30 protein-coding genes and 1 tRNA gene are annotated in these 26,389 nt (G+C 49.4%); 3 read left to right on the top strand and 28 right to left on the bottom strand.

Annotation, left to right across the window (positions count from 1 at the left end; genetic code table 11):
- Positions 1–384 precede the first annotated feature (384 nt).
- A complete protein-coding gene (locus ACO6V1_RS13925; RefSeq protein ID WP_422467240.1) occupies positions 385–714 on the bottom strand; it encodes a DUF433 domain-containing protein in 330 nt (109 codons plus the stop codon).
- 152 nt (positions 715–866) lie between these two features.
- On the opposite strand from ACO6V1_RS13925, the gene ACO6V1_RS13920 reads away from it, so the two are divergent.
- Complete coding sequence (locus tag ACO6V1_RS13920) at positions 867–1,028, top strand: hypothetical protein (protein WP_422445202.1); 162 nt, start codon at positions 867–869, stop codon at positions 1,026–1,028.
- A gap of 230 nt (positions 1,029–1,258) precedes the next feature.
- Here the strand turns inward: ACO6V1_RS13920 and ACO6V1_RS13915 are convergent, their stop codons facing one another.
- From ACO6V1_RS13915 to ACO6V1_RS13850, 14 genes are all read right to left on the bottom strand, one after another.
- Positions 1,259–1,762: a hypothetical protein gene (locus tag ACO6V1_RS13915; RefSeq protein WP_422467238.1), complete on the bottom strand. Its 504-nt coding sequence runs from the start codon at positions 1,760–1,762 to the stop codon at positions 1,259–1,261.
- Positions 1,762–2,715, bottom strand: a complete 954-nt coding sequence (locus tag ACO6V1_RS13910; RefSeq protein ID WP_422445206.1) for a Wzz/FepE/Etk N-terminal domain-containing protein — start codon at positions 2,713–2,715, stop codon at positions 1,762–1,764. The genes ACO6V1_RS13915 and ACO6V1_RS13910 overlap by 1 nt, the downstream gene beginning before the upstream one ends.
- Positions 2,716–3,228: 513 nt before the next feature.
- On the bottom strand, positions 3,229–3,549 hold the full coding sequence (locus ACO6V1_RS13905; RefSeq protein ID WP_422445208.1) for a nucleotidyltransferase family protein: 321 nt from the start codon (positions 3,547–3,549) through the stop codon (positions 3,229–3,231).
- Positions 3,550–3,615: 66 nt separating this feature from the next.
- Positions 3,616–3,771 (bottom strand): hypothetical protein, encoded by a 156-nt coding sequence (locus tag ACO6V1_RS13900; RefSeq protein WP_422467236.1) that lies wholly within the window; start codon positions 3,769–3,771, stop codon positions 3,616–3,618.
- Between the two features lie 41 nt (positions 3,772–3,812).
- A complete protein-coding gene (locus ACO6V1_RS13895) occupies positions 3,813–4,136 on the bottom strand; it encodes a hypothetical protein (RefSeq protein WP_422467234.1) in 324 nt (107 codons plus the stop codon).
- Positions 4,137–4,217: 81 nt separating this feature from the next.
- The gene (locus ACO6V1_RS13890; RefSeq protein ID WP_422445212.1) at positions 4,218–4,709 is read right to left on the bottom strand and encodes a hypothetical protein; all 492 of its coding nucleotides are present in this window, start codon (positions 4,707–4,709) and stop codon (positions 4,218–4,220) included.
- Entirely contained in the window at positions 4,706–4,987 is a 282-nt protein-coding gene (locus tag ACO6V1_RS13885; RefSeq protein WP_422445214.1) for a nucleotidyltransferase family protein, read from the bottom strand. Before ACO6V1_RS13885 ends, ACO6V1_RS13890 begins: the two co-directional genes overlap by 4 nt.
- Positions 4,988–5,074: 87 nt before the next feature.
- Entirely contained in the window at positions 5,075–5,371 is a 297-nt protein-coding gene (locus ACO6V1_RS13880; protein WP_422445216.1) for a nucleotidyltransferase domain-containing protein, read from the bottom strand.
- Positions 5,358–5,861 carry a hypothetical protein gene (locus tag ACO6V1_RS13875; protein ID WP_422445218.1) on the bottom strand — a complete coding sequence of 168 codons (504 nt, stop codon included), beginning with the start codon at positions 5,859–5,861 and terminating at the stop codon, positions 5,358–5,360. The genes ACO6V1_RS13880 and ACO6V1_RS13875 overlap by 14 nt, the downstream gene beginning before the upstream one ends.
- Before the next feature lie 32 nt (positions 5,862–5,893).
- Entirely contained in the window at positions 5,894–6,097 is a 204-nt protein-coding gene (locus tag ACO6V1_RS13870) for a hypothetical protein (RefSeq protein WP_422445220.1), read from the bottom strand.
- Positions 6,073–6,222: a hypothetical protein gene (locus tag ACO6V1_RS13865; RefSeq protein ID WP_422445222.1), complete on the bottom strand. Its 150-nt coding sequence runs from the start codon at positions 6,220–6,222 to the stop codon at positions 6,073–6,075. Before ACO6V1_RS13865 ends, ACO6V1_RS13870 begins: the two co-directional genes overlap by 25 nt.
- 385 nt (positions 6,223–6,607) lie before the next feature.
- Positions 6,608–6,754 carry a hypothetical protein gene (locus ACO6V1_RS13860; RefSeq protein WP_422445224.1) on the bottom strand — a complete coding sequence of 49 codons (147 nt, stop codon included), beginning with the start codon at positions 6,752–6,754 and terminating at the stop codon, positions 6,608–6,610.
- The gene (locus ACO6V1_RS13855; protein ID WP_422446137.1) at positions 6,751–6,843 is read right to left on the bottom strand and encodes a nucleotidyltransferase domain-containing protein; all 93 of its coding nucleotides are present in this window, start codon (positions 6,841–6,843) and stop codon (positions 6,751–6,753) included. Before ACO6V1_RS13855 ends, ACO6V1_RS13860 begins: the two co-directional genes overlap by 4 nt.
- A gap of 426 nt (positions 6,844–7,269) precedes the next feature.
- Positions 7,270–7,797 (bottom strand): SPOR domain-containing protein, encoded by a 528-nt coding sequence (locus ACO6V1_RS13850; protein WP_422445226.1) that lies wholly within the window; start codon positions 7,795–7,797, stop codon positions 7,270–7,272.
- A 153-nt stretch (positions 7,798–7,950) separates the two neighbouring features.
- Between ACO6V1_RS13850 and ACO6V1_RS13845 the strand changes: the two genes are divergently transcribed.
- Complete coding sequence (locus ACO6V1_RS13845; RefSeq protein ID WP_422467232.1) at positions 7,951–8,388, top strand: DUF29 domain-containing protein; 438 nt, start codon at positions 7,951–7,953, stop codon at positions 8,386–8,388.
- Positions 8,389–8,703: 315 nt separating this feature from the next.
- On the opposite strand, the gene folC is transcribed toward ACO6V1_RS13845, so the two are convergent.
- The 11 genes from folC to ACO6V1_RS13790 form a co-directional block, all read right to left on the bottom strand.
- Positions 8,704–10,005 (bottom strand): bifunctional tetrahydrofolate synthase/dihydrofolate synthase, encoded by a 1,302-nt coding sequence (gene folC, locus ACO6V1_RS13840; protein ID WP_422445230.1) that lies wholly within the window; start codon positions 10,003–10,005, stop codon positions 8,704–8,706.
- Positions 10,006–10,059: 54 nt separating this feature from the next.
- Positions 10,060–10,965, bottom strand: coding sequence for an acetyl-CoA carboxylase, carboxyltransferase subunit beta (accD, locus tag ACO6V1_RS13835; RefSeq protein ID WP_422445232.1), 906 nt, complete (start codon positions 10,963–10,965; stop codon positions 10,060–10,062).
- Complete coding sequence (gene trpA, locus ACO6V1_RS13830) at positions 10,962–11,777, bottom strand: tryptophan synthase subunit alpha (protein WP_422467242.1); 816 nt, start codon at positions 11,775–11,777, stop codon at positions 10,962–10,964. The genes accD and trpA overlap by 4 nt, the downstream gene beginning before the upstream one ends.
- A gap of 24 nt (positions 11,778–11,801) precedes the next feature.
- Complete coding sequence (gene trpB, locus ACO6V1_RS13825) at positions 11,802–12,974, bottom strand: tryptophan synthase subunit beta (RefSeq protein ID WP_422446141.1); 1,173 nt, start codon at positions 12,972–12,974, stop codon at positions 11,802–11,804.
- A gap of 71 nt (positions 12,975–13,045) precedes the next feature.
- Positions 13,046–13,756 (bottom strand): phosphoribosylanthranilate isomerase, encoded by a 711-nt coding sequence (locus ACO6V1_RS13820; RefSeq protein ID WP_422467229.1) that lies wholly within the window; start codon positions 13,754–13,756, stop codon positions 13,046–13,048.
- A gap of 329 nt (positions 13,757–14,085) precedes the next feature.
- The gene (gene truA, locus ACO6V1_RS13815) at positions 14,086–14,889 is read right to left on the bottom strand and encodes a tRNA pseudouridine(38-40) synthase TruA (RefSeq protein WP_422445236.1); all 804 of its coding nucleotides are present in this window, start codon (positions 14,887–14,889) and stop codon (positions 14,086–14,088) included.
- A gap of 293 nt (positions 14,890–15,182) precedes the next feature.
- Positions 15,183–15,815, bottom strand: a complete 633-nt coding sequence (locus ACO6V1_RS13810; RefSeq protein ID WP_422467227.1) for a hypothetical protein — start codon at positions 15,813–15,815, stop codon at positions 15,183–15,185.
- A gap of 280 nt (positions 15,816–16,095) precedes the next feature.
- Positions 16,096–17,061 carry a hypothetical protein gene (locus tag ACO6V1_RS13805; RefSeq protein WP_422467225.1) on the bottom strand — a complete coding sequence of 322 codons (966 nt, stop codon included), beginning with the start codon at positions 17,059–17,061 and terminating at the stop codon, positions 16,096–16,098.
- 190 nt (positions 17,062–17,251) lie between these two features.
- Positions 17,252–18,007, bottom strand: a complete 756-nt coding sequence (locus tag ACO6V1_RS13800) for a hypothetical protein (protein WP_422460183.1) — start codon at positions 18,005–18,007, stop codon at positions 17,252–17,254.
- Positions 18,008–18,182: 175 nt separating this feature from the next.
- Positions 18,183–20,213 (bottom strand): PhoX family protein, encoded by a 2,031-nt coding sequence (locus ACO6V1_RS13795; protein ID WP_422445244.1) that lies wholly within the window; start codon positions 20,211–20,213, stop codon positions 18,183–18,185.
- 203 nt (positions 20,214–20,416) lie between these two features.
- On the bottom strand, positions 20,417–21,661 hold the full coding sequence (locus tag ACO6V1_RS13790; RefSeq protein ID WP_422460187.1) for a saccharopine dehydrogenase family protein: 1,245 nt from the start codon (positions 21,659–21,661) through the stop codon (positions 20,417–20,419).
- Positions 21,662–21,865: 204 nt separating this feature from the next.
- Between ACO6V1_RS13790 and ACO6V1_RS13785 the strand changes: the two genes are divergently transcribed.
- A complete protein-coding gene (locus ACO6V1_RS13785; RefSeq protein ID WP_422460189.1) occupies positions 21,866–23,743 on the top strand; it encodes a hypothetical protein in 1,878 nt (625 codons plus the stop codon).
- A 31-nt stretch (positions 23,744–23,774) separates the two neighbouring features.
- On the opposite strand, the gene ACO6V1_RS13780 is transcribed toward ACO6V1_RS13785, so the two are convergent.
- Positions 23,775–23,867 (bottom strand) — tRNA-Ser (locus ACO6V1_RS13780).
- An 84-nt stretch (positions 23,868–23,951) separates the two neighbouring features.
- On the bottom strand, positions 23,952–26,114 hold the full coding sequence (locus ACO6V1_RS13775; RefSeq protein WP_422445250.1) for a hypothetical protein: 2,163 nt from the start codon (positions 26,112–26,114) through the stop codon (positions 23,952–23,954).
- Positions 26,115–26,389 lie beyond the last annotated feature (275 nt).

The following is a 26,389-nucleotide window of genomic DNA, read 5'->3' as shown; positions in this document are numbered from 1 at the left end:
TAGAATATCAGCAAGTTTATGGTCTACTTTCCATTGTTGACGTGCGTCATAAATGACAGATAGCCTATTCATTAAATCAAATGCATTCATTTCCAGAACATCCAAATCTTTTTTGTATAAGACACTGGATGTATATTTTGCTCTATAAGGGGATATCCTTATAGCTATTGAGCCCAATGACTTCGGGGGCTTTCATGATTTTTCCCTAGGAGGCTGTCCGAGAATAGCGCCCGTAGCGAGGACGGCAGAAAATTGAGGATAAAAATTCGGTTTTGTGAGGTGAATAGCGGGGCTATTTGCCGAACAAAAGCGGATTTTTAGACCAATTTGCTGTCGCCGCAGTAGGGCAGCCTATTCTCGGACAGCCTCCTAGAGGCAACACTTTCAGAGCACCAATAATCCTTTGCCTTCATCGTCCAAGAAACTATGGATAGTCTGTTGATTGTCTATTAGAACACGTTCAACAACCGCAAGCTTGGCATTACCGACTGTTAATCGAATCAGTGTTATGGTATTCGCAGCATAAAGCAGTGCTGCTTTTATCTGCACCGCTTGCAGGTTGGGGTGGTCTGTCAGGATTTCATCAGTGCTCATCCCCTCAGCCAGCATTTCAAGAATATCGATAACGGTTATTCTTGTACCCTTGATACAGGGCTTACCACACCGCTTGGCTGTATCGGTTTCTATGTATTGCAAATAATCCTGCTCGTCCATGCCTTTGCCCTCTTGCTTGTGCTTACACAGTCTAGCAAGACAGTCAGTGGCATGTCTTTAATCAAACCCACAAACTCCAAGGTTCAAGAGTCAGGTCTTTCATCGTGCATTTCCGACCTGATGCTCTACTTTTTACTCGTCATAAATAGAAAATGAAAGCAGGAAAGACTCGGCCGTTAAGAATTCAGACCGCAGGAGCGCTGTATCATGTGACTTCTCGCGGTGAGGCTATTATTTTTGCTTATCAATCCGGTAGCTATAGCCTTATTGAGATTGCCGATTTGGAGCAAGAAGCCGCATTATTTGCCAGATAGAAAAACACCCAGTGGATAAGCCTTTGGGCTGATCAAGGTCAAGGTCAGATGCATGTTGAATGTTACCATTTACTCTTGAGCCATATGCCCAAACGGCGGTGATTGGTAAATAACGTTTCAATAGCTGTTGGGCTATCGTTAGCTCGCTGGCAGTCAGTTTCAGCGTTTCTTAAGCTGCTTTCATGATGCTGAATTCAATTCATAAATGCATAACCCATGATTTTCCCGCATCAACCCTGCTCTTTAACAAAAATGGTACCATTAATGGCTACTCCTGCCTGCTGCAGGCGTCGATTAGCAACCTCAATATCTTTTACAGAGGTCTGCCCCGCTTGAATAATCATCAAATCGGTTGCGCACCGGCTGCCAACCACTACCCCATCAGTCACATTAAGAATCGACGGAACACTGATCAATACGACGTCATAATGACTGGATCCCCAGTCCAGAAGTTTTTGAAACCTGGTGTTCATTAACTGTTCAGATGGATTATCTGGATAGCTATTACCGGAAATCAAGTCCAGGTTTTCACTGACTGTGATCGCTGAGTGGTCGTTATTGATCAGTTTCTCCGACAGCCCATGCCCTCCGGTTGTATTAAAATGCATGAACATTCTACCCTGGCGAAGGTCTGCATCCAGGAGTAATACTTTTTTACCCGCTTCGGCCAGCTCACTGACTAACTGGATGATGACATGCTCCTGTTCAATAACCGGGGACGGACTGCAAATCATCACCCGATTATTGGCTGCATTTTCCAACTGGTATAGCAGGTTGGTACGTAATACTTTGAAACCTTCCGACATCCCGGTGTCGTTTTTAATTCCTCAGCGCTGGCCACTTCTGCAAATACAGTAAGCCCGGCTTTATTTTCTGCTTCTTGTGAAGTGCATAGCACCTTTCGCATCATTTCATGCACAAACACTACTACAATTCCCAGCATCCCTCCCAGCATAACTGCCAATACGATAACAAGGGTGTATTTAGGGCTAACCGGATCATCGCTGGACACCGGATCGCTGAGCACATGACGATCATTTAAAGCGATAGTTTTGGCGTTTTCCAATATATCGATATTGTTCTGGATTGCTTTCTGAGCCAATTTCAGTTCATTCAACCGAGCACTTTTTACAGAAACGTCCTGTTCTTGAGCCTGTGCTATCTCTTGTTGTGTTGTAAACAATCTGATTTTCAATAAGGCCAGTGATTTTTCAATAGAACTCACCAGTGTTTGATGGCGTTGTTCAAAATAGTAATCAATTAGGGAATTTAATAATTTGATATTTTCCTGAGCATTCGATCCGCTCAGCGTAATTTCAAGAATACCAGTGCCTCTACCTTTTTCAGCAACCTGTAATCTGCCCTGAACGTCTTGTGCCACATTGGGCGCAGGAGTATCGGATTGAGATTGCTTTGCTGCAATGAAACTATGAATAAAGCCAGGACTCCTCATCTGCTCTATGGCAATACTTGAGCTGATTGAAAGATCCTCCACATGTTCAGTATCCCGCAAATTTAAAATCAGGCTGCTTTGGCTATGTTCAATTTTTATCAATGCACTTGCCTGATAAACCGGCTTAACCGCAAAAAGGTAGCACAGGGCAAGGATGAACGAAGCCAGTGTAATACCAATAACCCAACGTCTACCTCGGAACAGGATCGCTGCGATCTCAGAAAGGGAGATCATATCGTCGTCCATGGCGTGTACAGCATTATGTTCGGAATATTGTGTCATTTGAATTTTATCATTCAGAAGAAAAGGAACAAAAAGAAAGTCAGGGTCAGATACCGGGCAAAATCATGAAAGCTCGCACACGGTGAGGAGTTCAGACAAATATTGAGTGCTTGACGAAGGGTGTTTGGCACGATCTATCATGGGCCGGAGTTTGCGCCCTTCGACAGGCTCAGGACGGACGGAGTCCAGAGGCATATGATAACGACAACCCTTCAAACTCATTGAAACCATGTACTGGCTGCTAAGGAATTGTCCTGAAATAATTTGCACATTTCCTGGTCTCAAAACTACGTTCGTCCTGAGCCTGTCGAAGGTCGTGAACTCCGGCCTCATGTATTGTGCCAGTCATCCTTCGACAAGCTCAGGATGAACGAAGATCGAGTTCAAAATGTCGAAATTATTTCAGGACAATTCCTAAGGGTTTGGTTCGTTTTTGCTATTGATCCTCAGCCTGAAACCAAACGACTACTGAACAACAACATACTTTTCCCGAATCACTTTCCGGAACTTCTCAGGCACCTGATCCCAAACAAAAAGATCGACCCGAAATGGCAGGTTACTCTCTTCCAGCGCCTCCCTGAGTTCAGCTATCGCAATTGCCTGTTCCGGGCCGGAAAAAGCAACCATATCAAGATCTGATGCGAAGTGGGCCTTGCCATTAACTCTTGAGCCATAAGCCCAGACTTCGATATCTGGCAAATGTTTTTTCAGCAATGCCTGTAGCAGTAACAGTTCATCGTGTGTCAGGTGAAGGTGTTCCGGGGGATGATCGGTAGAGCAGTTCATAACCAGGATTCTCCGCTTATGGTTTCGTATAAGACAACCGAATCCTTAATAAAAGCACCCATTAAATCAAGCCCCAGGTAAAACAGCCCCATAGCGCAAGGCAAAATCCCGAATATTACGATAGACCGTTAACAACTCGCTGACCAGCGGCAAGGCCCGGTTCAACGTCTCGGCATTCAGTTCACTGTCTTCCGGGTAGTCATGGGCAAAAGCGTTGCGCATCTCACGAAATAGAGGCCATTGGGCTGCATTATCAATCGCCCCTATTTTTTTTCCAGCCGGTTGAGCTTGTCGATAAAGGTGTTCAACGCCCCCTGCTCTCCCACCAAATCCAGCACCTGAGGAAAGAGTTTTGCGCCCATGGCATCCTGTAATTTACTGAACCGGGTGGCAAATTGATCCATGTACGCCACTTCAGCCGGGGCAAGGTTTTCAAACGCTTTGGCACTCAATGGCAACAGGCTTTTCACTTCGGCCATCACCCATTCAAGGCGCAAGGCATGACGGTCACAAATCCAGAGGGTGCGCCCGATAACGTCTGCTATTTGTCGTTCGCTACCCATTCCTTTGCCCTGCTCGGTTGCCATTCAATTGAATCCCGGTATTTCTGGCTTCATGGTGAATCGCTTCCCGGGGTTTTCCTCGTCGGTAGATGACCAGGTCAATTTTCAGGAATTATACCGCAGACAGTACTTTCGTACCCGATCAGCAATATCCAGCAAAATGGGTGTAGCCTGCAACGTTTCAGGAAAAATAACCCTCAGCGCTTCCGGCTGGTATTCGTGGGCAATGCTGTTACGCAATTCCCGGATTTCGATAAACCGGTGGGCATCCTCAATCAGCCCTTTTTTTTCTGCACGGTTGATTCTGTCCCTGACGGTGCCGACATCTTCCAGGTCAATGGTGTCGATCAGGCGAAATATTTTTTGTAACAGAATATCGTTAAAGCGGGCAAATCGTGCGGTGAGTGATTCGAATTTTTCCAAGTCTTCCTGTTCCGGCATCTGGTCATTAGTCAGTAGTATGGCCTGACAGCGATCCAGAGACCATTTTAGCAGGGCTTCCATCTGGGCCATGGCCAACAGCTGCTGTTCTAATAACAGGATTCTGTCGGTATTTTTTTTCCCTGCCTGTTGCTTTTTGCCTGACTCGTTAGTCATAGCCGGATTCCCTCTGCCAGCGCGATACGGGTGAATGGATCAGTATCGTCTGCGGCAATCACCAGGTCAATTTTCTGCTCTCCGATAATCTCGTACAGCGCCAGCCGTATGCCCGTCCTGTCTTTCAAACCCAGTGTTTTTGACAGGATGAGCAGGTCAATATCCCCTCCTTTTGCCTGGTCATTCGCCCTTGAGCCAAACAACCATATTTGCGCCTGAGGGTCTGCCTGATATATCACCTTTCTAATGGCGTTTTGCTCTTCGTTCGTGAGTCTCAATATTGCTTAACCTATTTAGAAAGGCTGTGAAAAGCGCTGTAAAAAGACAATCCAGGTCTGTTGTCAATGTCGTTTAATCTTTAATCACTAACCAAGCCTGACCCCTTGCCTGGCAATTTCATGAATGGCCAGCGTTTCATGCCGGGTATCATGAATGAGGATATCCACTTTCAACTCACCCCAGCGGTCTTCAAATGCCAACCGGAAGTTAATTTTTCGTTCCAGGGTATTACCGATATTGTCTGCCTCAATATAAAGATCAATATCCCCCCCTTTTTTTGTATCATCAGCCCGGGAGCCAAACAGCCAGACGCGGGCATTTTCTGCTACATGTTTTCTTGCGAGTTCGACGATACTCTGTGCCATCGCCTCAGATATCCGCACGCTCTATCTCCGTTAGCTCTATTCCTTGCTGTTCACAGTAACGGTAGACATTCTCAGCCACCTTAAGCAGCAATGGCGTATTCTGCCATGCCATGTTTAACGCATTCACTCTTTCTGCCTCTGCTTCCGGATAGTCATGGGCAAACGCATTTCGGATCTCACGCCACTGACGCCATTGATCAGCAGAGTCCAGAATCCCTCGTTTTTCTATCCGGTTAAGAATATCTGCCATACTGACCGGCTCTTCATCCTCAGCCATCAGCAAAGTACGGAACACTTTACCACCAAGACAGTCCTGAAGATCACCATAGCGAACACGAAAAGCATCCAGCTTTTCCATCAGGTCTTCATCTGCGTTTTGCAAATCGTCCGCTGTCAGCGGTAAATCTGCCTTCAGCCTGACGACAGAAACAGACAACCGGGTAGCCGTGCGACAGGCCTGAAACCAGTTCTGCGTCAGCAATTTCAGGTATGAAGTATTCAGGGTCATCTCAGAATCCATTGATGCGGTTATAACTATTATTATTCAATAATACTGATATAACGATTCAAAGCCTCTTCCTGGGCGCTGGCCACTATGTCCATAAATCCCCCGTAGTCCTCTCGGGTAGGCGCTTTGTCCAGCGCCTCATAATAGGCCAGACGGTTTTCTTTGCGGATAATGACCGGTAAATAACCACTGCCCATCAAATCAAAGTTCATTAACAGCCGGGCGGATGGTACCATTTAACCAAATCATTTATCAGCTGTGGTAGGTGGTAATGGTCCGGGGGGGTGTGTTCTGCACCAGCAATAACAACATTCTGCTGCCGGTAGCGACCTGCATTGCCATCATCTATATTTTTCAGCACTAACTGGTGAATACTTAGCAGTAGAAAGAAAGGTTAGCAGCCGTTTTATAAGCTGCTCAATCTTATAAACCAACCGAAAAGTACGCTACCGCCCATCGGCTTAAGCATATGCCGAAACAGCTGCGCGGAAAACAACCAATCTACTCGAGCAAAAGTTGCATCAGCGTAAAAATTTTTATGTAGCTCCCTAACGTAATAATGCCTGTTTAAGGCCTTATTGTTTTAGTAGCTTTACAAGAACGGGGATTCTACACGACAGCCACGAAGTAATCACGACCGGAAAAGCACTTATTCGTGATTTTTTTATGAGGTTCATGACCAAGGCACCGAATATCTTTGGATTGCCCATCTTCAGGCAAAACTACCGGTGGTTGCTCCTTCACTGTCAGCGCCAGAGCACCTGGTGTTTTTTATCTATTTCCTCACGAAAACTATCGGGAATACTTTGCCAGGCAAGTGCCTGGACAATAATGGGTATATTGGAGTCCCGCAGGGTTTCGAGAAACAGGCTCAACTGCTCATAGTCTGTCATCTTGCCTGATCCGGGGGAAAGTGCACAGCCAAATCCAGGTCACTGTTGTCATGATTGGTTCCCTTGACCCGGCTGCCGTAAGCCCAGATTTAAGTATCCGGGGCAAATATCTGTTCAGCAATAGTGCAGATTGCCTTGCGATCCTTATCCCTGAGGTCAATCATTGTATCTATTTTCATAAGTTTTCCTGAATTTGTCACCTCAAGCGTCACCATAAGTTCGAGTTTTGAGCCTATTCTCAGGGTCGACATTAAGCTCAGGAACTCCGGCCTCATGTATTGTGCCTATCACCCTTCGACAAGCTCAGGATGAACGGAGATCGAACTCAAAATGCCGAAATTATTTCGGGACAATTCCTTACCCCTCCCCTTTCCATGAGTTTCAGATGGAACCACGAAGGACACAAAGAGCACGAAGGGCAAGAAAATCTCTTCGTACTCTTCGTGACCTTCGTGGTTCAGTCTTTGACTTCCCGAGGAAGGTAGTAGGCGGAATGTCTACCGTAAGAGAGCCTATTATGGAACATAACGAACCAGTATACCCTCAAGCCCTAACTCTTTCTTGATGGTAACCTTTAGCTGCTGAAGTTCATCCGGCCTTACTTCCGGCCCTATGTAGACCCGATAAAAAACCTTGCCTGTCTCTGTAGAAATTTTCTTCTGAAAAGCACTATACCCTTTAGTCTTTAGCTGCTTTTCCAGGTTTCGGGCATTGTTTTTATCCGCAAAGGTTGCCAACTGGAGAGACCAGGCTTTCAGATGTCCTGATTCATCCACACCTGTGGCTTTTTCAGTACGATCACTTTCTGGCTCGAGCACAGTTTCAGTGGAAGAAGGCACCACTTCAACAACATCCGGGGGAATATCCAGCTGGTCGACAAATGCAGGCACTGGGGGGGATTCAAGCTTAGGGGCTGCCGGGGAAGGCCTGGAGGTGACCAGAGGATGAGTCTCCCCTCCCCTGAACAGTGCGGGCGCGAGAATGATCAATAAGGCCAGCAATACCACAGCACCTATTAGTCTTTGCTTAAGTCCCTCGCCCAAGATACGCTCCGTAATGATAGATAAACAGTATTCATCCCTGCAAAGATGGCGGGAAGTCAATTAAAGGTCAATGCCTGAAACTCATTGCATCTTAAGCGAATTCCAACCAAACCTACAACAATTAAGCGTGCAATACCGAAGGGACTTATCAGTATGACTGAACCATTATACGAAACTGATTTTTACAGCTGGACACAGCAACAGGCAGAACTTATTCGCCAGGGCAGACTGGGAGAACTGGATTTGGACAATATCCTTGAGGAAATTGAAAGCATGGGCAGAAGCGAATACCGGCTGTTGAGTCACCGGCTGGATATTCTGCTCATGCATTTGCTGAAGTGGGCTTATCAACCTGATCACAGGAGCAGTAGCTGGCAGGGGTCTATCGAAGAGCAGCGATTTCGCATTCGGAAATTGATGAAAGAAAACCCTGGGCTAAAGCCAAAGATTAATGGTGCGATGGACGATGCCTATCCAGCGGCACGGATTTCTGCCTTTAAGGAAACCGGCATCAGCAAGGAGCATTTTCCAGACTCATGCCCATGGACCTACGAACAAATTATGAATGAACAATTCTGGCCTGATATTTGAGTAATTTGTGAGACTGCCCCGGGCTTGGTGAATGTGGAGCAGCCTGTTTTGACTCGATATTGTGTGCCTTTCGTGAAACCTTTATTGTCCATGGGGTTAGCTGCATTCCGTCGGGGACCGTGGAAGGCAAACTCAGCACACCATTTCAATGAACTTAAGACGTACAATCTCCGTTCACCCTGAGCGGAGTCGAAGGGTGATTGGCACAATCTTTGTCCAGGGCATGGTGTTTACGCCCTTCGACTCCGCTCAGGACGAACGGAGTTTGGAAGTCATTGATAGAGGGAGTCCATCAATTTCACTGAAATCGTGTACTCAGTGGCTGTTGGTCAAGGCAGCAGATACCGTCATAAATGATCCAGTAACCAGCACCCTATCTCCAGATGTTGAGCGTTCAAGTGCATGATGCAATGCTTCAGCAACCTGCTGATAGCGATTAACTGAATACCCTCGATCAACCAGCCTCTTTGCCAGCTCTTGTTCAGCCAGCGCCCTTGGAGACTCAAACTGAGCAACGTACCACTCATCAATATCGCCACTTAAGCAGTCAACAACCGCCATATAATCCTTATCTTTACACATGGCAATCACTGCTCGTGTCTTACCTTCTGCCGGAGACTCGTCCAGACGCTGCTTGAGCATTTCTGCTGCCTGAGGATTGTGGGCAACATCCAGCACCACATCGATAGACTCTCCTGATTCATTTTCCATCATCAGCTTCTGGAACCGTCCGGTAACCGATACCTGTGACAAACCTTCTCGAACAGCTTCAATAGCGATAGGCTCTGGCAAAAATTGCAGCGCTTGCAATGCCGTCGCGGCATTATCAATCACGACATTGGGAACAGGGAGGTTGTTCAGCTGTTGATTTTCACTACCTGACCAGTGCCACGTATTACCCGATCTTGCCAGGGTAAACGCCTCTCCTCTGCAATACAGGGGACTGCCAAGACGCTCAGCCATGTCGGTGATTGCCTGCGGCACGGGCTGATCACCAAAGATCGCAGGTTTACTGGCACGAAATATTCCTGACTTCTCTTTGGCAATCGCTTCAATGCTAAAGCCAAGGTATTCCTGATGGTCGAGCGCCACCGTAGTAATTACCGACACATCCGGGTCAATCGCATTGGTAGCATCCAGTCGTCCACCCAGGCCGACTTCCATCAATGCCACATCCACCTCCGCCCTTTTAAAGCAGTCAACGGCAGCCAGGGTGGCAAATTCAAAATAGGTTAGCCATGTCGTTTTTCGACTTTCATTTATCGTCTCAAAAGCATCACATAGCCAGTCATCACTGACCTGTTCGCCATTAATGCGAATTCTTTCGTTAAACTTGAGAAAATGAGGTGATGTAAATAGACCTACCCTGTAACCGGCAGCCAGCAAAACAGCTTCAAGAACGGCCAGCGTCGAGCCTTTGCCATTGGTGCCCCCCACGGTGATAATGAACGGCGCGGGTTTGAGCAAATCCAGCCTGTCACCCACCAGCCGAATCCGGTCCAGCCCAAAGTCGATGTCATGCTCCGGACGAGTTTCTTCCATCCAGGTTAACCACTGTGCAAGGCTTTTTTCTTTCTTTTCAAAAGAAGACAACGTCACATCTCCAGACGTATGCATTCCCATGCAAGCCCCTCAGGGCCTGCGTGGGAATGAGAGAGATAAAAGGTGGGATCAGGCAACTTCTTCTGCAGGATCAGCAAGCTCCACATCTGCATCCGGCCTGCCCTGCATTTTCCGGCAAAGCCTGGCGATAGTGGATCGCAAATCAGAACGGGAAACGATCATATCAATAGCACCGTGATCCAGCAGGAATTCACTGCGCTGGAAGCCTTCCGGCAGCTTTTCCCGGACGGTCTGTTCAATCACCCTGGGACCGGCAAAACCAATCAGGGCACCGGGCTCAGCCATGTTGATATCACCGAGCATGGCCAGACTGGCAGAAACACCGCCGTACACCGGGTCAGTCATCACAGAGATATAAGGAATACCCGCCTGGCGCATTCTTTCCAGGGCCGCACTGGTTTTCGCCATCTGCATCAGGGAAAACAGGGCTTCCTGCATTCGGGCACCGCCACTGGCTGAAAAACAGATCAGCGGCATCTTCTCTGCCAGGCATAACTCGGCAGCACGGGCAAACTTTTCCCCGACCACCGACCCCATGGAGCCGCCCATAAAAGAAAACTCAAAGGCAACGGCCGCGACCGGAATGTCCTCGACGGTACCCCGCATGGCCACCAGGGCATCTTTTTCGCCGGTCTGCTTTTGCGCCGTTGCCAGTCGGTCACGGTACTTTTTAGTGTCGCGAAACTTCAGCCGGTCATTGGGCTCAAGGTCGGCAAACAGCTCTGCCTTTCCTTCCTTGTCAAGAAAGTAATCCAGTCGCGTGCGGGCACTGATTCGCATATGATGCTGGCACTTGGGACAAACACCCAGGTTTCTATCCAGCTCGGGGCGATAGAGAAAGGCCTCACACTTCACACACTTGCGCCAAAGCCCTTCTGGCACACTGCTGCTTTTCTGCGCAATAGCAGCGCGTGATAACGATGGAATCAGTTTATCGACTAACCAGTTGCTCATTCATTCGTCCTGTCATCGTCCATAGCTGAGCGCATTTCGGCAATTCGGCTGGCAACGCGGTCAATGGAGGCCTGTCCCTCATTGCCATACTGAGCCAGCTCAGATACCAGCACACTGCCCGCAATAACACCGTCTGCCATTCGCCCGATGGCGGCAGCCGAGGCACCATCGCGGATACCAAAGCCAACACACACCGGAACGTCAGCAAAACGCCGGATGTGGTTGACCCGCTGTTCAACTTCTGCCGTATTCAGGGTTGCCGCACCGGTTACCCCTTTCAGGGATACATAATAGAGATAACCACTGGCAACCCGGCAGATCTTGGCAATTCGTTCATCGGATGTGGTCGGGGTAATCAGGTTGATCATATCAATACCACAGTTATGCAGCATATCCAGTAAATCACCTGCGGCTTCCGGTGGCAGATCCACCATCAGCACACCATCAACACCCGCCTGACTGGCCAACTCAACAAACCGCTGGTAGCCCATGATCTCTACCGGATTGAGATAGCCCATCAGGACAATCGGTGTGTCATTATCCCTTTCCCGGAATTCAGAAACCATTGCAAAAACGTCATGCAATGTAACACCGTGTGATACCGCCCGCTCATGGGCCTGGGCAATCACCGGACCATCCGCCACCGGGTCCGAGAACGGAAAACCCAGCTCAATCATATCCGCCCCATGGTCCACCAGCTGGTGCATGACCTCGACGGTCTTGCCCGGAGGGTCACCGGCAAGAATGTAGGGTATCAGTGCTTTACGTTCACGCCCCTGCAAGGTTTCAAAGCGGGCTTTGATTCTGTTTATTTCACGACTCATGCTGTGCCCACCTTATACTTCGAGGCCATCAATAGCGGCAACGGTATGAATATCCTTATCACCACGACCAGACAGATTACAGATAATGATCTGGTCCTGGTTCATCGTGGGTGCCAGTTTATCAACCCAGGCCAGGGCATGGGCGCTTTCCAGCGCTGGCATAATGCCTTCCAGACGGGTCAGCTGGCGAAATGCCGCAAGAGCTTCTTCATCCGTTGCCGCCGGGTATTGTGCACGGCCGATATCTTTCAGGTAACTGTGTTCTGGTCCAACCCCCGGGTAGTCCAATCCGGCCGACACAGAGTGGCTCTCAATAATCTGGCCATGTTCGTTGGTCATCAGATAGGTTCTTGCGCCCTGCAAAACGCCCGGACGACCGGAACTCATCCGGGCCGCATGCTTATCGGTATCAACACCGTGCCCTGCCGCTTCAACACCGTACAGCTTAACGGCTTTATCCTGGATAAATTCGTGGAACAGCCCCATGGCATTGGAACCACCACCCACACAGGCAACCAGGGCATCCGGCAGGCGGCCTTCTTTTTCCAGAATCTGCCGACGGGCTTCCCGGCCAATAATACTCTGCAGATTACGCACCATTTCAGGATAGGGTGAAGGGCCACAAACTGTACCCAGCAGATAGAAGGTATCTTCGGGGCGTGCTACCCAATCCCTGAGAGCTTCATTAATCGCGTCTTTCAGCGTCTGGGAACCGGTTTCTACCGGTACCACGGTGGCCCCCAAAAGTTTCATGCGATAGACGTTCAATGCCTGACGTTTTACGTCCTTGGCCCCCATATAAACCACACACTCCAACCCAAGACGGGCGGCCACCGTCGCCGAGGCGACACCGTGCTGACCGGCACCTGTTTCGGCAATAATCCGGGTTTTCCCCATATGTTTGGCCAGTAGCGCCTGACCAACCGCATGGTTGATTTTGTGGGCACCGGTATGATTGAGATCTTCACGCTTCAGGTAGATCTTCGCGCCACCCAGCGCCCGAGTCCATCGCTCAGCAAAATAGAGCGGTGAAGGACGGCCGACAAAGTCAGCCAGGTCACGATCAAAATCTTCCTGAAAGGTCTTGTCCTGCCAGAGCTCACGCCAGGTGCGGTCAAGGTCTTCCAGCGCACCCATCAGGGTTTCAGCCACGAAACGTCCACCGTAACGGCCAAAATGCCCCATTAAATCCGGTTGATCGTACTTGTGTTCTTCAGAAGAAAGAACGGGGGACTCAAAAATTTCTTGATCGACCATCATCTTCCTGCCGCCTTGATAAAGGCTTTGATTTTATCGTGATCCTTAATGCCAGGCTGACTCTCTACGCCACTGCTGACATCAACTCCATAGGGTCGAACCCTGTTCACTGCCTGAGCGATATTATCAGGACTCAGACCTCCGGCCAGCACCATCGGTTTATTCAGCTCATGGGGTATCAAATCCCAGTCAAATGACTCACCGGTGCCACCCACCTCCCCGGGCTTATAACTGTCCAGCAGGTAGCCACAGGCACTGGTATAGGGAGCCACCATGTCGGCCACGGCAATATCCGGACGAACACGGAAGGCCTTCATATAACGTACCCCCCAGCGGGCGCACTGGATTTCCGGTTCATTGCCATGAAATTGCAGAAGTGAAAGAGGAACCGCGTCCAGAACCGATTGAATCAGCTCATCGGAGGCATCGACAAACAGCCCAACCACCGAGACAAACGGCGGCAGAGCCCGGACAATCTCCACGGCCTGCTCAACCGTGACACAGCGACGGCTTTTCCGGTAAAACACCAGACCGATGGCATCCGCCCCGCTATCAGCAGCGATCAAACCATCATCAACACGGGTAATTCCGCAGATTTTTATACGAGGAGATACTTCCATTTCCCGGTGTTCTCTTTCCCACGCCCTGTGTCGGGAGATTACCCGGGACACAGAGCCAACCACAGGGTAAGGGTTTGAAGGTGCTTTCACACTGTCAATCCGAAAATCAATGCGAAAGAATAGGCAACCCCTGAGCGATCAATGATCTTATCAGAACATTTCGGTGATTACTGCACCTGGCAAATCATTTCAACGATTTTAATGAGCACAATCTCCGTTCACCCTGAGCGGAGTCGAAGGGTGATTGGCACCGTCTTTACGGTTGGTTCACAGTCCACCCCCTTCGACAGCCTCAGAATGAACGTGGTTCTGCAGCTCAGTAAGTTCTCCGCTACAGGACGAACAGAGTTTTCAGAGCAATAGAGAGGAACCCATCCATTGCACGGAAAACGTATGCCAGCTCCGGAAAAACCGCCGATTTAAAGCGGAATTAATGGCGCAATAAAGTGTGGGTTCGATTCACTGGCCGGCAACCCAAACACCTTATCGTATCCCGCATCGACAAAATAAAGCCCACAGGGCGAAGCGGTTACCCCACCCTGGGCACGATCCCGGGCATCCAGCACCTCTTTTGCCCAGCCAGGCTCACGCTTGCCGCAACCCACCGCCATCAACACCCCGGCAAAATTACGAATCATATGATGCAAAAACGCATTGGCCTGCACATCAATAACAATCAGTGGTCCGTGGCGGGAAATATCCAGCCGGGTCACATTTCTGACCGGGTTCTTTGCCTGACACTGAATCGCACGGTAAGAGGTAAAATCATGTTCGCCTACCAGGCACCCTGCTGCTGCCTTCATGCGCTCAACATCCAATGGCCGATAGTTCCAGGTCACCCCTTTGGAGAGGTGTGCTGGCCGAATGGGATGGTTATAAATCACGTAACGATAACGTCGCCACAGGGCAGAAAAGCGGGCATGAAAATCATCAGAAACCGGCTTCACCCAGTTTACGGCCACGTCATCCGGCAAATTGGCATTAGCGCCATAAGCCCAGCCCCGCTCGGTACGAACGGCATCCGTATCAAAATGAATAATCTGGTTACAGCCATGAACCCGGGCATCGGTTCTTCCTGCACAGACAACGGCAACAGGATGGTTTGCCACTTTTGACAGCGCAGCTTCTACAGCAGCCTGCACCGTGGGCAAACCGGTCTTGAGAACCTGCCAACCAAAAAAACGGGAGCCATCGTATTGAACACTGGCAGCATAACGGGGCATGAAAGAAAAACACCTATAGAAAATAGCCAAAGGCAGAATTTAAGCAGGAGTGCGCGGGTAGATTACCACCAGGAGATGTTCCCGGGTTAGTGCAGCCAAGCTCTGAAATACATAAATAAACACCTCGTTGCCACAACCTCTCCGGACTCATTCCCATGGTCCCGAGGTTGTCGCAAAACCGGTTCTACAGGATGGAATCGTAACAGATTCACCACCCGCTGCTGAAGCACTCTTATCCTTTGCTTCTGTCTGGTGATCTCTGCTGTATAATCCTTTCAGTTGCACCAATTGACTCAGTCGAGATTATTCTTGGTCTGTTCGTCAGGGCTCCCGCCCACAGTGGTTGTCAAACCAAGGCGTTCTGCAGCCATTCCGGCACCGGAAAAGGCTGCTTTTGCTGTATAGTCCAGCGCTTTTCCCACCAGGTACCCGACACCTCCACCAACCACGACGGAGCCTGTGCCAGACAGGATTCGGTTCAAAGCATCAGGATGATTCGCACGTATGGCCGCATGTTTTTCTGGTGGCCCCAGTAGCATTAATGGACTTGTGATGGCACTACTGCAACCCAGACCACAGAGCGCCCCTGCGTAGGTACACGCCTGGACAATATGAGAATCCTGCTGAATGAATGGAGTGATACCAAGGTGATTCATATACGTGGATACGGTATCACGAATTTTCACAGAAGCATGCCAGAAGGCGGTACAACCGTGATAGACCCCTTTCCCGATGAGGTTTCCCGCAAAGCCATAAGCGCCCGCATATAAGGCGCGATTCAGAAAATTGTCATCGACCGCGAAGCGGGCTGTATGAAAGCCAAAAGCCAGCCCTGTCATGGTACCAGCCAAAGCCAGAGAATCCTTCATTACTGAGGCAGGAACAATAATGTTGTTCGTTGAGCCTGTACCAGAGTTGATATCCATTGTTAAGTCCCTCTCAGATATAAGAACGTGACGTTTTACGGAAGGCGACCATGTAGATACTCAAGCCAGGAAAAAGTTCCTGCTGGCAGGTTTTGACGGGTTGTCGTGCCTCCGCACTCCGTTCGTCCTGAGCCTGTCGAAGGGCGGAAACTCCGGACTCTGATAGATCGCGCTAAGCACCCTTCGACTCCGCTCAGGGTGAACGGAGATGGTACACATCAAACTCATTGAAACCATGAACTAGAGGGCTTTGTGCACAAACAGGTGGCTGTCTACCTGTTCAGCGACCAGTGGCTATCGATCTAAGGCATTCAGCCGCCATTCTGACACCGGAAAAGGCGGCTTTTGCCGTATAGTCCAGCGTTTTTCCCACCAGATATCCGACACCGGCACCGAGCATGACCGAGCCTGGGCCAGACTTGATTCGGTCCATAACATCAGGAGGAGGCCAGCAAGGAGGAGGCTCATAATTGCGGCCCCAGTGCCCACGTCTTTCAATTTCTATTGCCTCTTCTGACAGAATCAGTAATGGAGCTTCGAGGGCACTACTGCAACACAGGCCATACCACGCTCCTGCGCAGGTAAATGCCTGGACAATATGAGAATCCTGACTGAAGGGGGTAAAACCAAGGTTATTCATACACGTGGATACGGTAGCACGAATAACCTCAGAGCCTTTCCAGAAGGCGGCACAACCGTGATAGGCATTTTGTGCAATAAGGTATCCAGCAGTGCCACAACCGCCCAAATATGCGCGATGAGTCAGCACATTGTCGTCGTCCGAGGACATAGATACAAAAGAGCCAAAAGCAAGCCCTGACAGGGTACCTGCCACAGACAAAGTATCCTTGATTACAGAGGTAGAAATAACAAAGTCGGTTGTCGAACCTGCACCTGAATTGGTATTCACAGTTGAGCCGCTATCCCGGGCAATATGAGAATCCTGACTGGTGGGGGTAACATCAGGGTTATTGATATGTGTGGATACTGTATCAGGAATTTCCACAGCTCGTTGCCAGAAGGCGGCACAACTGTGATAGGCAGTTTTGGCGATGAGGTGCCCCGCAACGCTGCAAGCGCCCATATATAAGGCGCGATTCCGAAAACTGTCGTCGTTCGGGAGGCGGGTTACAAGAAAGCCGAAAGCAAGCCCTGACAGGGTACCTGCCAAGGTCAGGGCATCCTTCGCTACAGAGGAAGAAATAACAACATTGGTCGTCGAACCTGCGCCTGAGTCGATATTCATAGTTAAGCCGCTATCGATGGAAGAATCTAACGTTTAACGTGAGGTAACCCTGTAGATGCCCAAGCCAGCAAAAAGTTCCTGCTGGCAGGTAATGAGGGAATTTTCGGCACATTCACGACCACACCCGTGCCGTTCAGACATTACGGGGGTTGGTACGCAACACGTGGCTGTGTTTGCAAAATGGAAATTTTTATTCTCGGCCAGCTTCCTGGAAATGAGTTTCTGTTTCAGTTCCATCAGGTGATCTTTGCCGTACCATTTCTGCGGAACGGCTCAGCAGGATTTCTTCAGCAGACTCTGAATGCTGATGGATTCTCCCTGAGCTACCCGAGGCAACCTCAGGGCTCTCGCTCACAGTGGTTTTCAATCCAAGACGATCAGCAGCCATTTTGGCACCGGAAATGGCTGCCTTTGCGGTAAGGTCCAGCCCTTTCCCCAATAGATATCCAACACCCCCACCTAACATGGCCGAGCTTGTGCCAGCCATCAGAACCCGGGCAGCGTAAAAGGTGTTGTCAATGTAAGGATCAGGAGGTGCTGACGGATCGACAAGGTTCCGGGCTGGTCGCTGCCGCAAGGGGCTGTACCTCAAGCCTAAGTAAGCTCCTGCGTAGGTTGATGCTTTGACAATGTGAGATTCCTCATTGAAAGGGGTAATGGGCAGATTAGTCATAAGCGTGGTTACGGAATCATGTACAGCCACAGCTGAGTTCCAGAGGGCGGCAACACCGTGATGGACACTTTCAGCTAACAGGTATCCCGTGGCGCCAACAACGCCAGCAAGACAGGCGCGATTCAGATAGTTGTCGCCAGCATAAGTAGAGACACCATAGCCCAAAAAAAACGATAGAGTGGTAACTCCCGTAACCACAATATCAGCGAATTCAGAAGTGTTATTCACGCCATTGGCATTGGCATTGGTGCCAGCACCTGGGTTGACATTCATTGTTGAGCATATCCTTGATTAAAAAATGGGTATTTAACGTAATTTAACCACTTGGATGTTCAAGCCAGAAAAAAGTTCCTGTAGACAGGTAATAAAAAGGCCTTTTCAGCACCAGCGGTAAAGACCAGGAGCGAATCAGCCAATTCGCCCCTGGTAAAAACGAAACCCGGTTCAATCAAGTGCCAATCACCCCGCCATCATCTTTGGTAATCAGCACAGTACTCGACCGGGGCCGTGTAATTCCATCACTGGCCGGAAAGCTGATGGCCGGATGCTGGATATTAACCCACATGGCTTTGCCATCAGGCGTGGTGGTCACACCAGTGATTTCACACCCTCTCGGGCCAGTCAGAAAGCGTTTCACTTCTGCGGTGACCGGATCGCAGCAGAGCATCTGATTGGTGCCCATATTGCTGTTGCGTTCCTCATCGTCACCGTAATCGGTCTGAATCCAGAGGCGGCCCTGATAGTCAAACCAGATACCATCCGGCGAAGAGAAAATATCACCCTTGATATCTCCCACGAAGTGTTCAGGTACCGGGCTGCCATCCGCCAGTGTCGCGCCAGGGCGGTCACCGGCCAGCAGGAACATCTCCCAGTTGAAATGGGTGGCCGTGGGATCAGCGTTTGCCTCGGTAAAACGAACAATCTGACCATGGCGGTTATCTTCCCGGGGATTGACGGCATTGGTTTGCTGATCCTCTTTTTGGCCCCGGTGCTTATTATTGGTCAGCGTGACATAGACTTCCCGGGTCTGCGGATGCACGGCAACCCATTCCGGGCGGTCCATGGTTGTGGCCCCCAGAATATCCGCAGCACGACGGGCGTGTACCAGCACATCGGCCTGACTGGTAAAACCATTGCGACGGGTCAGGCCGTTGTGGCCAAACACCAGTGGCCGCCACTCACCACGGCCATCATCATGGAACACCGCCACATAAAGAGTGCCATGATCCAGAATATCCCGGTTGGCCGCTGGATTACCGGGTTTATAGGCCTGATCCGGCACAAACTTATACACGTATTCGCCGCGGGTATCGTCGCCAAAATAGAATGCCATACGACCATCATCACCCAGCGAAAGTGTTGAACACTCTCTGACCAGTCGTCCCATGGAGGTGCGCTTTTTCGGGGTGCTGTCCGGTGAAAAAGGGTCAATTTCCACTACCCAGCCAAAACGGTTGGGTTCGTTAACATAACCGCCATGAGGGGCATGGTGATCAGGTGTCGCATTAAAACGGGGTTCTACTGACTCCCAGGCATAGTATTTACTGTTCTTGTCCTGGGCCACACCATACCGCTGGTGGGCTGGGCGTTGCTGATAATCTTCAGCATCACGGTTAACAAAGTAGTTCTTCCAGTTCTCTTCACAGGTGAGATAAGTCCCCCAGGGTGTTACGCCCATGGCGCAGTTATTCAAAGTGCCCAGCACCTCAAGACCAGCAGGGTCTGCCACGGTTTTCAGAAAATCAGTACCGGCCACTTCACCGGTCAGATCCATGGGGGTAAACCCGGTGATCCTGCGGTTATAGCGGGAATCCTTGACTTGCTGCCAGTGACCATCGGACTGCTTGCGAACTTCGATAATACTGACACCGTGGGCCGCCATCTCCTTCTTCACTTCATGCGCCGGGCGCTGTTTAAATCCCTGCGGGTTTTCAGTGATGGTCAGACCGTTGGGGTGAAGCGTAGGATTAATGTACTCATGATTCATGACCAGCAGGCCATGGTCGTCCGGCTGGTCCGCAAATGGGAAGAACCAGATCCCATCGTGATTCTGGCCTGCCTGCTTCATCTGCTCCCGCCAGCTGTTGCTGCCATCTGGCCGCCAGGGTCTGGCACCTTTCTCTACCGGGTCACCCCATGAAAAAAAGACGCTGGCCGTATAGCCTTCAGGCACATTGATGGCATCGAACATGGGGTCCTGCTCAATGGGAATGGGCTTGAATCCGATGTCCGCCCGCCGCAGGTTTCCAACAGTACTGCCACCCAGAGCATTATGACTCTGCCCGGTCGTGCCCATACAGCCAGCCAGAAAGCCTGCCATGGCCAGACCCAGGCCACCTTTCATAAAGTTCCGCCGACTTTTTTCTACCACGTCATCCAGGGTACTGTTGCCAGAGAAGTTATCTGGCTGATCATCCAGCGACTCCAGCTGTTCATGAAAATCACGATGGTTCTGTAACTTTGAAGATCCGGCTTCCATGATTATCCCTCATCGTTAAGTAAACACACTGTTATTGAAAGAATGATTTGCTGAGAGATTAGGCGATGACTGTTACAGATTTATTGCTATCAAGTTTCAATTAGATGAAAAAAGCTCTGCAAGAAAACGGAGCAAATTGTGGAGAGAAAGTCAGCCGAAACGGTTGCTACCTATCCGGGAAAGACAGATAGCATCAGGCTATTTCAGGAAGGTACTACTTCAAATTTTATCTCAGCATCTTTTTCCAGCCGCTCAATAAGCCGATCACCAAATAACGTGGATGTTGTCCAGAAACCGCCCGCCCTCCCGCTCTTCTGCTGCTTATCGTGGAAGTCCAGGGCCAATCCTGCAGCCACCTGCCCCAGCATTCTGGCGGTAGAGCCATACCCCGGATCGCCCTGGCCAACAACACGGGTGCGAATTTCCTGGCCATCTGCTGTTTTGCCCAGAAAGCGAATATCATAAAACCCGGTTTTCTGGGCTTCGGGAGAAGGTCCCTCACCCGGTTTGGGCAACACAAATCGCTCCATAAACCAGCGGGTTGGCTTAATCACCATGGACAGCATAAACAGACCCAGTCCGCCTACCAGGGCGGAAGACTGTAAACGACCTTTAAAACCAGCCCCCATCAGCATGGCTTCGCTGTACCTGAAATCCCTGCCATAAGGAAATTCAGCCAATGCATTGGAACGAAGGACCACCCGGGAATTAATGCCAGCCATAATGAAAGGTGCCAGCCACGCCCCAAAGCCGGAATCATACGTCGGTGTTTTAACAACTTCCTGTCTGGCCTTCAAGCTTTCATTGTCAGGGCAGAGCAGATAAGGGTTGGCCAACTGTCGGCGTAATGCCGGGTTGTTTGCCGCCTCACGGGTGAGGTTAGTTATACTGGCCAGCGTGCCACCGGATATACCACCTCTGGCGGCTTTCACCCGCATGCTGATATCTGAACAGAATGAACCCAAAACTTCCCTGGCTTTTTTCTGGGTAAAGTACACGCCCAAATCAGAAGGTATTGAGTCAAAGCCACTGCAATGAACAATGCGTGCACCGCTGTTGCGTGCCGTTTCCTCATACCGGTCCAACATCTGTCGGATCCATTGCACCTCTCCGGTCAGGTCGCAATAATCAGTACCACTTTCTGCACAAGTCTTGACCAGTGATTCGCCGTAAAGTGCATAAGGTCCCACTGTCGAAACAATGACCCGGGTTTGCTGGCACAATGCTTTCAATGAAGTCTCATCAGCAGCGTCAGCCAGCAGCACAGGTAGCTCAGGCTGTTGTAAGTTCTGCTTTAATTGAGCCAGTTTCGCTTGAGAGCGCCCTGCTATCGCCCAGTTAAGGCGTTCCTGGTCATTGTCGTTAAATCTATCAACCAGGTACTGGCAAAGTAGTTGTCCAACGAAGCTGGTCGCCCCGAATACAATCACATCAAATTGATTATTCATAAACTCAGGAGATCTCTGTACTTTGTCGTTTTTATAAGAGACATACAGCCTACAGAATTGAGTATAAAAATGGAAAAGATAAAAGAGATATAGTCAAGGACCATCCACTCGATAACGCCGGACAGATTATCATTTTGAACTTATGAGCCATGAATGGGTCTCTTTATGATCATTTAAATCAAACTAAAATAGTTGGTTGACTTTATGAATCCAGGTTTTCCTCACGAGACAAGCAGTATTTATTACCCGACAAGCTCCGCACCAAAGCAAACAGCTTATGGTCAATCTGCTACCAATGGCCCAGATCCAAACGGAGCCGTTCAACATGAACGGATTAAAATCACCAGAACCATTCGAACAGAAGGCCTGAAGCCCGATCTGCATTGCTTTCATTCAAAACAACCTTCAAGCAACCCCTTACAACCCGGTAGAGTTAGAGCTGACTATGCACACCAGCCATATTTTAATCAGCAGCCCCTGAACTACCCGGCAACCAACCACTACAGTAACACCTCCATGACCTCAGCCAGCCAGCCCATACCAGCCCATCAGATTACTCGCTCTGACAGCCATCTGGACAAGGTACAATGTAACCAGGTGCTGGCAAAACCCACAACAGATCTACAAACACAAAACGAAATTACTGACCTCCTGAGTGAGATTTGTGACCAAGCATCCGTTCCACCACAAAATCAAATGGGCAAGACCGGCTCATCCTTTACGACATACCAGCCTGCGAACATTTATGCCAGTCATTCTATTTATCCGGGCACGCGGTTTTCAGACACGAAAGAGTCAGCCTTCTGGCACTTTTCGCAGGGCAATCAAGCCTTTCATACTTCGTATCCTGGATTCAGAGCAGGCGAAAATGCCAGTATCATGGGCTACGGACAGCAGCCCCTCACACCAACAATCGCACAATCAGAAAACTTTATACCAAGCCCTCTCCTTTCATCACCAAGAAAGCGTCTGCAAAATCAGGACTTGAGTCATCAGGCAAAATTCGGTGCGTTTACTCCCACAAAACCTTATCTCAACACCACGGCTTACAACAGCAATTCAACCACAAAATCAAATGGTGCCAATTACCAAAACTTATTTACTGCGAACCAAATGAACCATTGGATGTACTCAAACGAACTGCAATGTTTTGCAAATACCCAGCCTGCTTACTCAGCGGCCAGTAGTGATTATTTCCAGCAGCAAATGGCTCAGACCGCAGCCTACAAAAGCTATATGACGCAAAACCTCCCAACACCACATGTACAAAATCTTGCCGCCAGACCTTTACCTCCCGGGCAGTCAACAAGGCCTGAGCACTCGGCAAACAGTTATCCTGTTCCGGTTTCGGTTTCGTCACGTTCCGCTGATCAACCAGGCTCATCATCCCTGATTGCTCCCGCGGACAAATCAGCACCACAAGATTCCAATACTTTGCAACAAAGCACGGATTACCCTGATACCCAGACCAAAAATACCAGTAAAGAAACACACACCCCCCCGTCACCGGAAAGTAAAGCATCTGATGACAGTAGCAATGAGGTTGATTTTAATTGGCAAGCTCCTGAGTTTCAGAGGGAGTCTGACGAGATTGTGTCATTAATCCACGGGACCGAAAATCTATTGGGTATACAAAAACTGGATTTGCCTTGGATTACCACCGCACAGGCATTAATTATTGCCGCAGATGCCATTGACGGCAACATAACCGAAGCCACGATGCATATATTGCGATTAGGCCTTTTAATGGACCAGCCAAATGAGCCAGACAATCCACTTGAGGATGTCAACCCGGAGATGGCCAAGCTAGTCAATGACTGGTATGAGCAAAGCGAAGAAGACAAAATAGAATCTGAATACTTTGAATTGCTGAATGCCATTAATCGATATAGACGAACGAAAGGTGAACCAGCATTGCAGGAAAGCACTTCTTGTAGCAGCGTTCTTGAAATAGCTAATGAAATATTACAGTCTGAAAGGAACGCAATGAGTAGTGATTCTTTACCACCAAAGCGTGACAGAGCCTTCCTGCCTGAATACATCCAAACTGCCTTAAAATACATTCAAGGTGATAAGGAGTAGAAAAAGTTTTTGAAAACAAAAGAAGGAAATATGGCGGTGAGGGAGGGATTCGAACCCTCGATACGGCTACAAACCGTATACTCCCTTAGCAGGGGAGCGCCTTCAGCCTCTCGGCCACCTCACCGGGAACGATGGCTATGTTACCCTGAGCGCCTTGAAAAGCAAGTTTTTTTTTAACCAGGGAATTTTTTAGCCATCTTCCAAAGCCTCAGGTATGTGCTGTTTCCTGCCCCGAAGTTGCAGGAATCTTACAGACTAAAACAGTACTGAAATTTGAATCAGCATCACGATCTTTTTGCTCATTGAAGCAGTAGATAAATAAATGATCACCGTCGGGGCTAAACTTGACCATTCCAACGCGATGATCCAGTACTATCTTGTCTTTTTCAACCCATTTGCCGTCAGCATCAATACCCCAAAGCTGCACAAGGCCTGGCTGGCGCTGGTCGTTACTGTCTAGTTTGTTGCCGTAGGTCAGAAAATGATTTTCCGGACCATTAAAACGCACTCCTTCGATCCCGTAGACACCAAGATTCGAGGTCGAGTTCGTCTGCGCCAGCTTGATCCACTCACCATTCGTTTCACGCCCGAGAATACTGGCGGTGCCCAAACTAGTGCTATAGGCAAGGTTCCCTGAATGGGAAAACTGGGCATCAAGAATATGATCTGAATGTTTAACCACCAGTTGTTTATGCAGATTTCCCTGACTGTCCAGGCCCTGAATTTTGAGATTCCCTCTAAGATCAAGGGTCAGTACACTGTCCTCCTGAGCGTTGAAGGCAGCATGGGAAATCCCCATCTGATAATTACCTGCCCTTGCTTTCTCAACAAGATTACCCGCCCCATCATCACCCCAAATGCAGGCAAATTCCGAATCAAAGCCATAGCTCAACATCAGGTCCTCTGAGGGGCTGAAGATGATGTCGCTACTGCCTGGGTGCTCTAGGGTTTGAGCTTTACCCGGCCTGCGGCAGTCGAGGACTTTATAGATGACATTGGTCGGTCTGCAGATGATTTCGCTGCCGCTGCCCTCTGGTTTATAAAGACTTGCCCGTAACATACGCCCGGAGGGACTGAATCGTGCATAGGCACAATTCTGCATTTCAGTTTGTACTACCCAGGCACCGTCATCATTGTAGCCAGAAATCAAGGCGTTACGATCTTTATCAACAGTCAACGTGTGTTGGCCGGAGGCATTAATGGACGCATAATCTACGCTTCCCTCATGCTCGTTGAGGTGATTTAACCTACCTTCAGGATGAATGATTTCCCCAATCTGCAACCAATTGCCATCAGCATCGCATCCCACAAAGACTTCCTCGTTACCCTCGGTCAAGATCAGGGCATGCCGCTCATCATCACTGAACTGGACGCTTAAAATCTTGCTGTTACACTCAATGGTCTTTATTTTCTCCAGACACTTGTTCTGATCATCACAGTTCCAAAAGGTCGCTGTTCTGTCCTCGCACGTCAGTATACAATTGCTCCTGGCCCCGAAGCATATTTGAACAGAATCCTTCATCGGCCAGTGACGGATCTCTTTATTCTGGGTCAGAGGGGTCCAACGGCCATTGATATCCTCCCCCCATACGCTGATTTTACCGGTTTGAACATCCCTGGTTATGATCTTGTCCTGCAAAGGGCTGCAGTCTGGCATCTCTTTAGGGCTTTCTTCATTTCCGGGGGTGCGATCAAACGCCACCTCATCCTGGCCAGGATCAATATCTTTACTCTTACTCACCAGGACACTGCCATCGTGGTTGTCTCTCAGGATTGTGAGCCCCCCCGACTCGTTGTCGTAACGCAAGACAGCGTTAGGAGCCAGGGAATGCCATTTGTGTTCATCCAGCCATTTGCCATCCGTACCCGGTCGCCAGATGCCAAGGCGATAATCGTCCCTGGAGCAGCCATGGATAACCAGGCCTTGATCCTCTGGGCTGAAACTGGCATCAAAAACACCGTAATTAAAGCTGAACTGAGCTGTTAATCGCAGGTAATCTCTCTGGCAGTGGAAGATATCTTCCACCATTGGGTCAATTGTGTCCGGCTGCCTGTTATTGACAGCAACATCCGGTAACTGTCCATGCTGTTGCATTGCACCGGACAAACCATCTTTTGATGACTGCTGCATCATGGAAACAGGCAGCTCGGCAATCTTGCGTTGATCGGTAGTAGTGGTGATACCCGGTTCAGGTGGTAGATCTGGTGTCAACTGTTTCAGCGATGGTGTCTGATCCGATGCAGGGACTTTCTCGATGCATTTATTAAAGGCCTCCGCTGCCCCATGCAGTTTTTTCAGATCATCAAGTGTCTGAAGCCCACCGGCTTCTGATCTGGCCGCTGGCACACTGATTGCTGTTGTTGGATGCATGATAAATAACTCCGGTCGTATTGACAAAAAGGGGACTAATCAATGAGGCGATGAGTCAGAAACACCCTTTTTTTTGACTGTCTGACCATTCAGCTTCTGAACTGTAGATCAGCGCATTTGACAAAAGTTCCTGCTTTAAGAGATTTTTTTAATTCAGGGTCATGATACCAATCATGCCGTCTGGGAGGCTGACCGAGAATAGCGCCCGTCTAGGCGACTAGGCGACCCCGTAGCGAGGATGGCAGAAAATTGAGGATAAAAAGTCGGAAATTTTT

It is taken from the genome of Endozoicomonas sp. ALC013, assembly GCF_049310205.1.
GTDB lineage: Bacteria > Pseudomonadota > Gammaproteobacteria > Pseudomonadales > Endozoicomonadaceae > Endozoicomonas.
The sequence above is the reverse complement of the archived record's forward strand: the minus strand, read 5'-3'. Positions and strand labels throughout refer to the sequence as shown.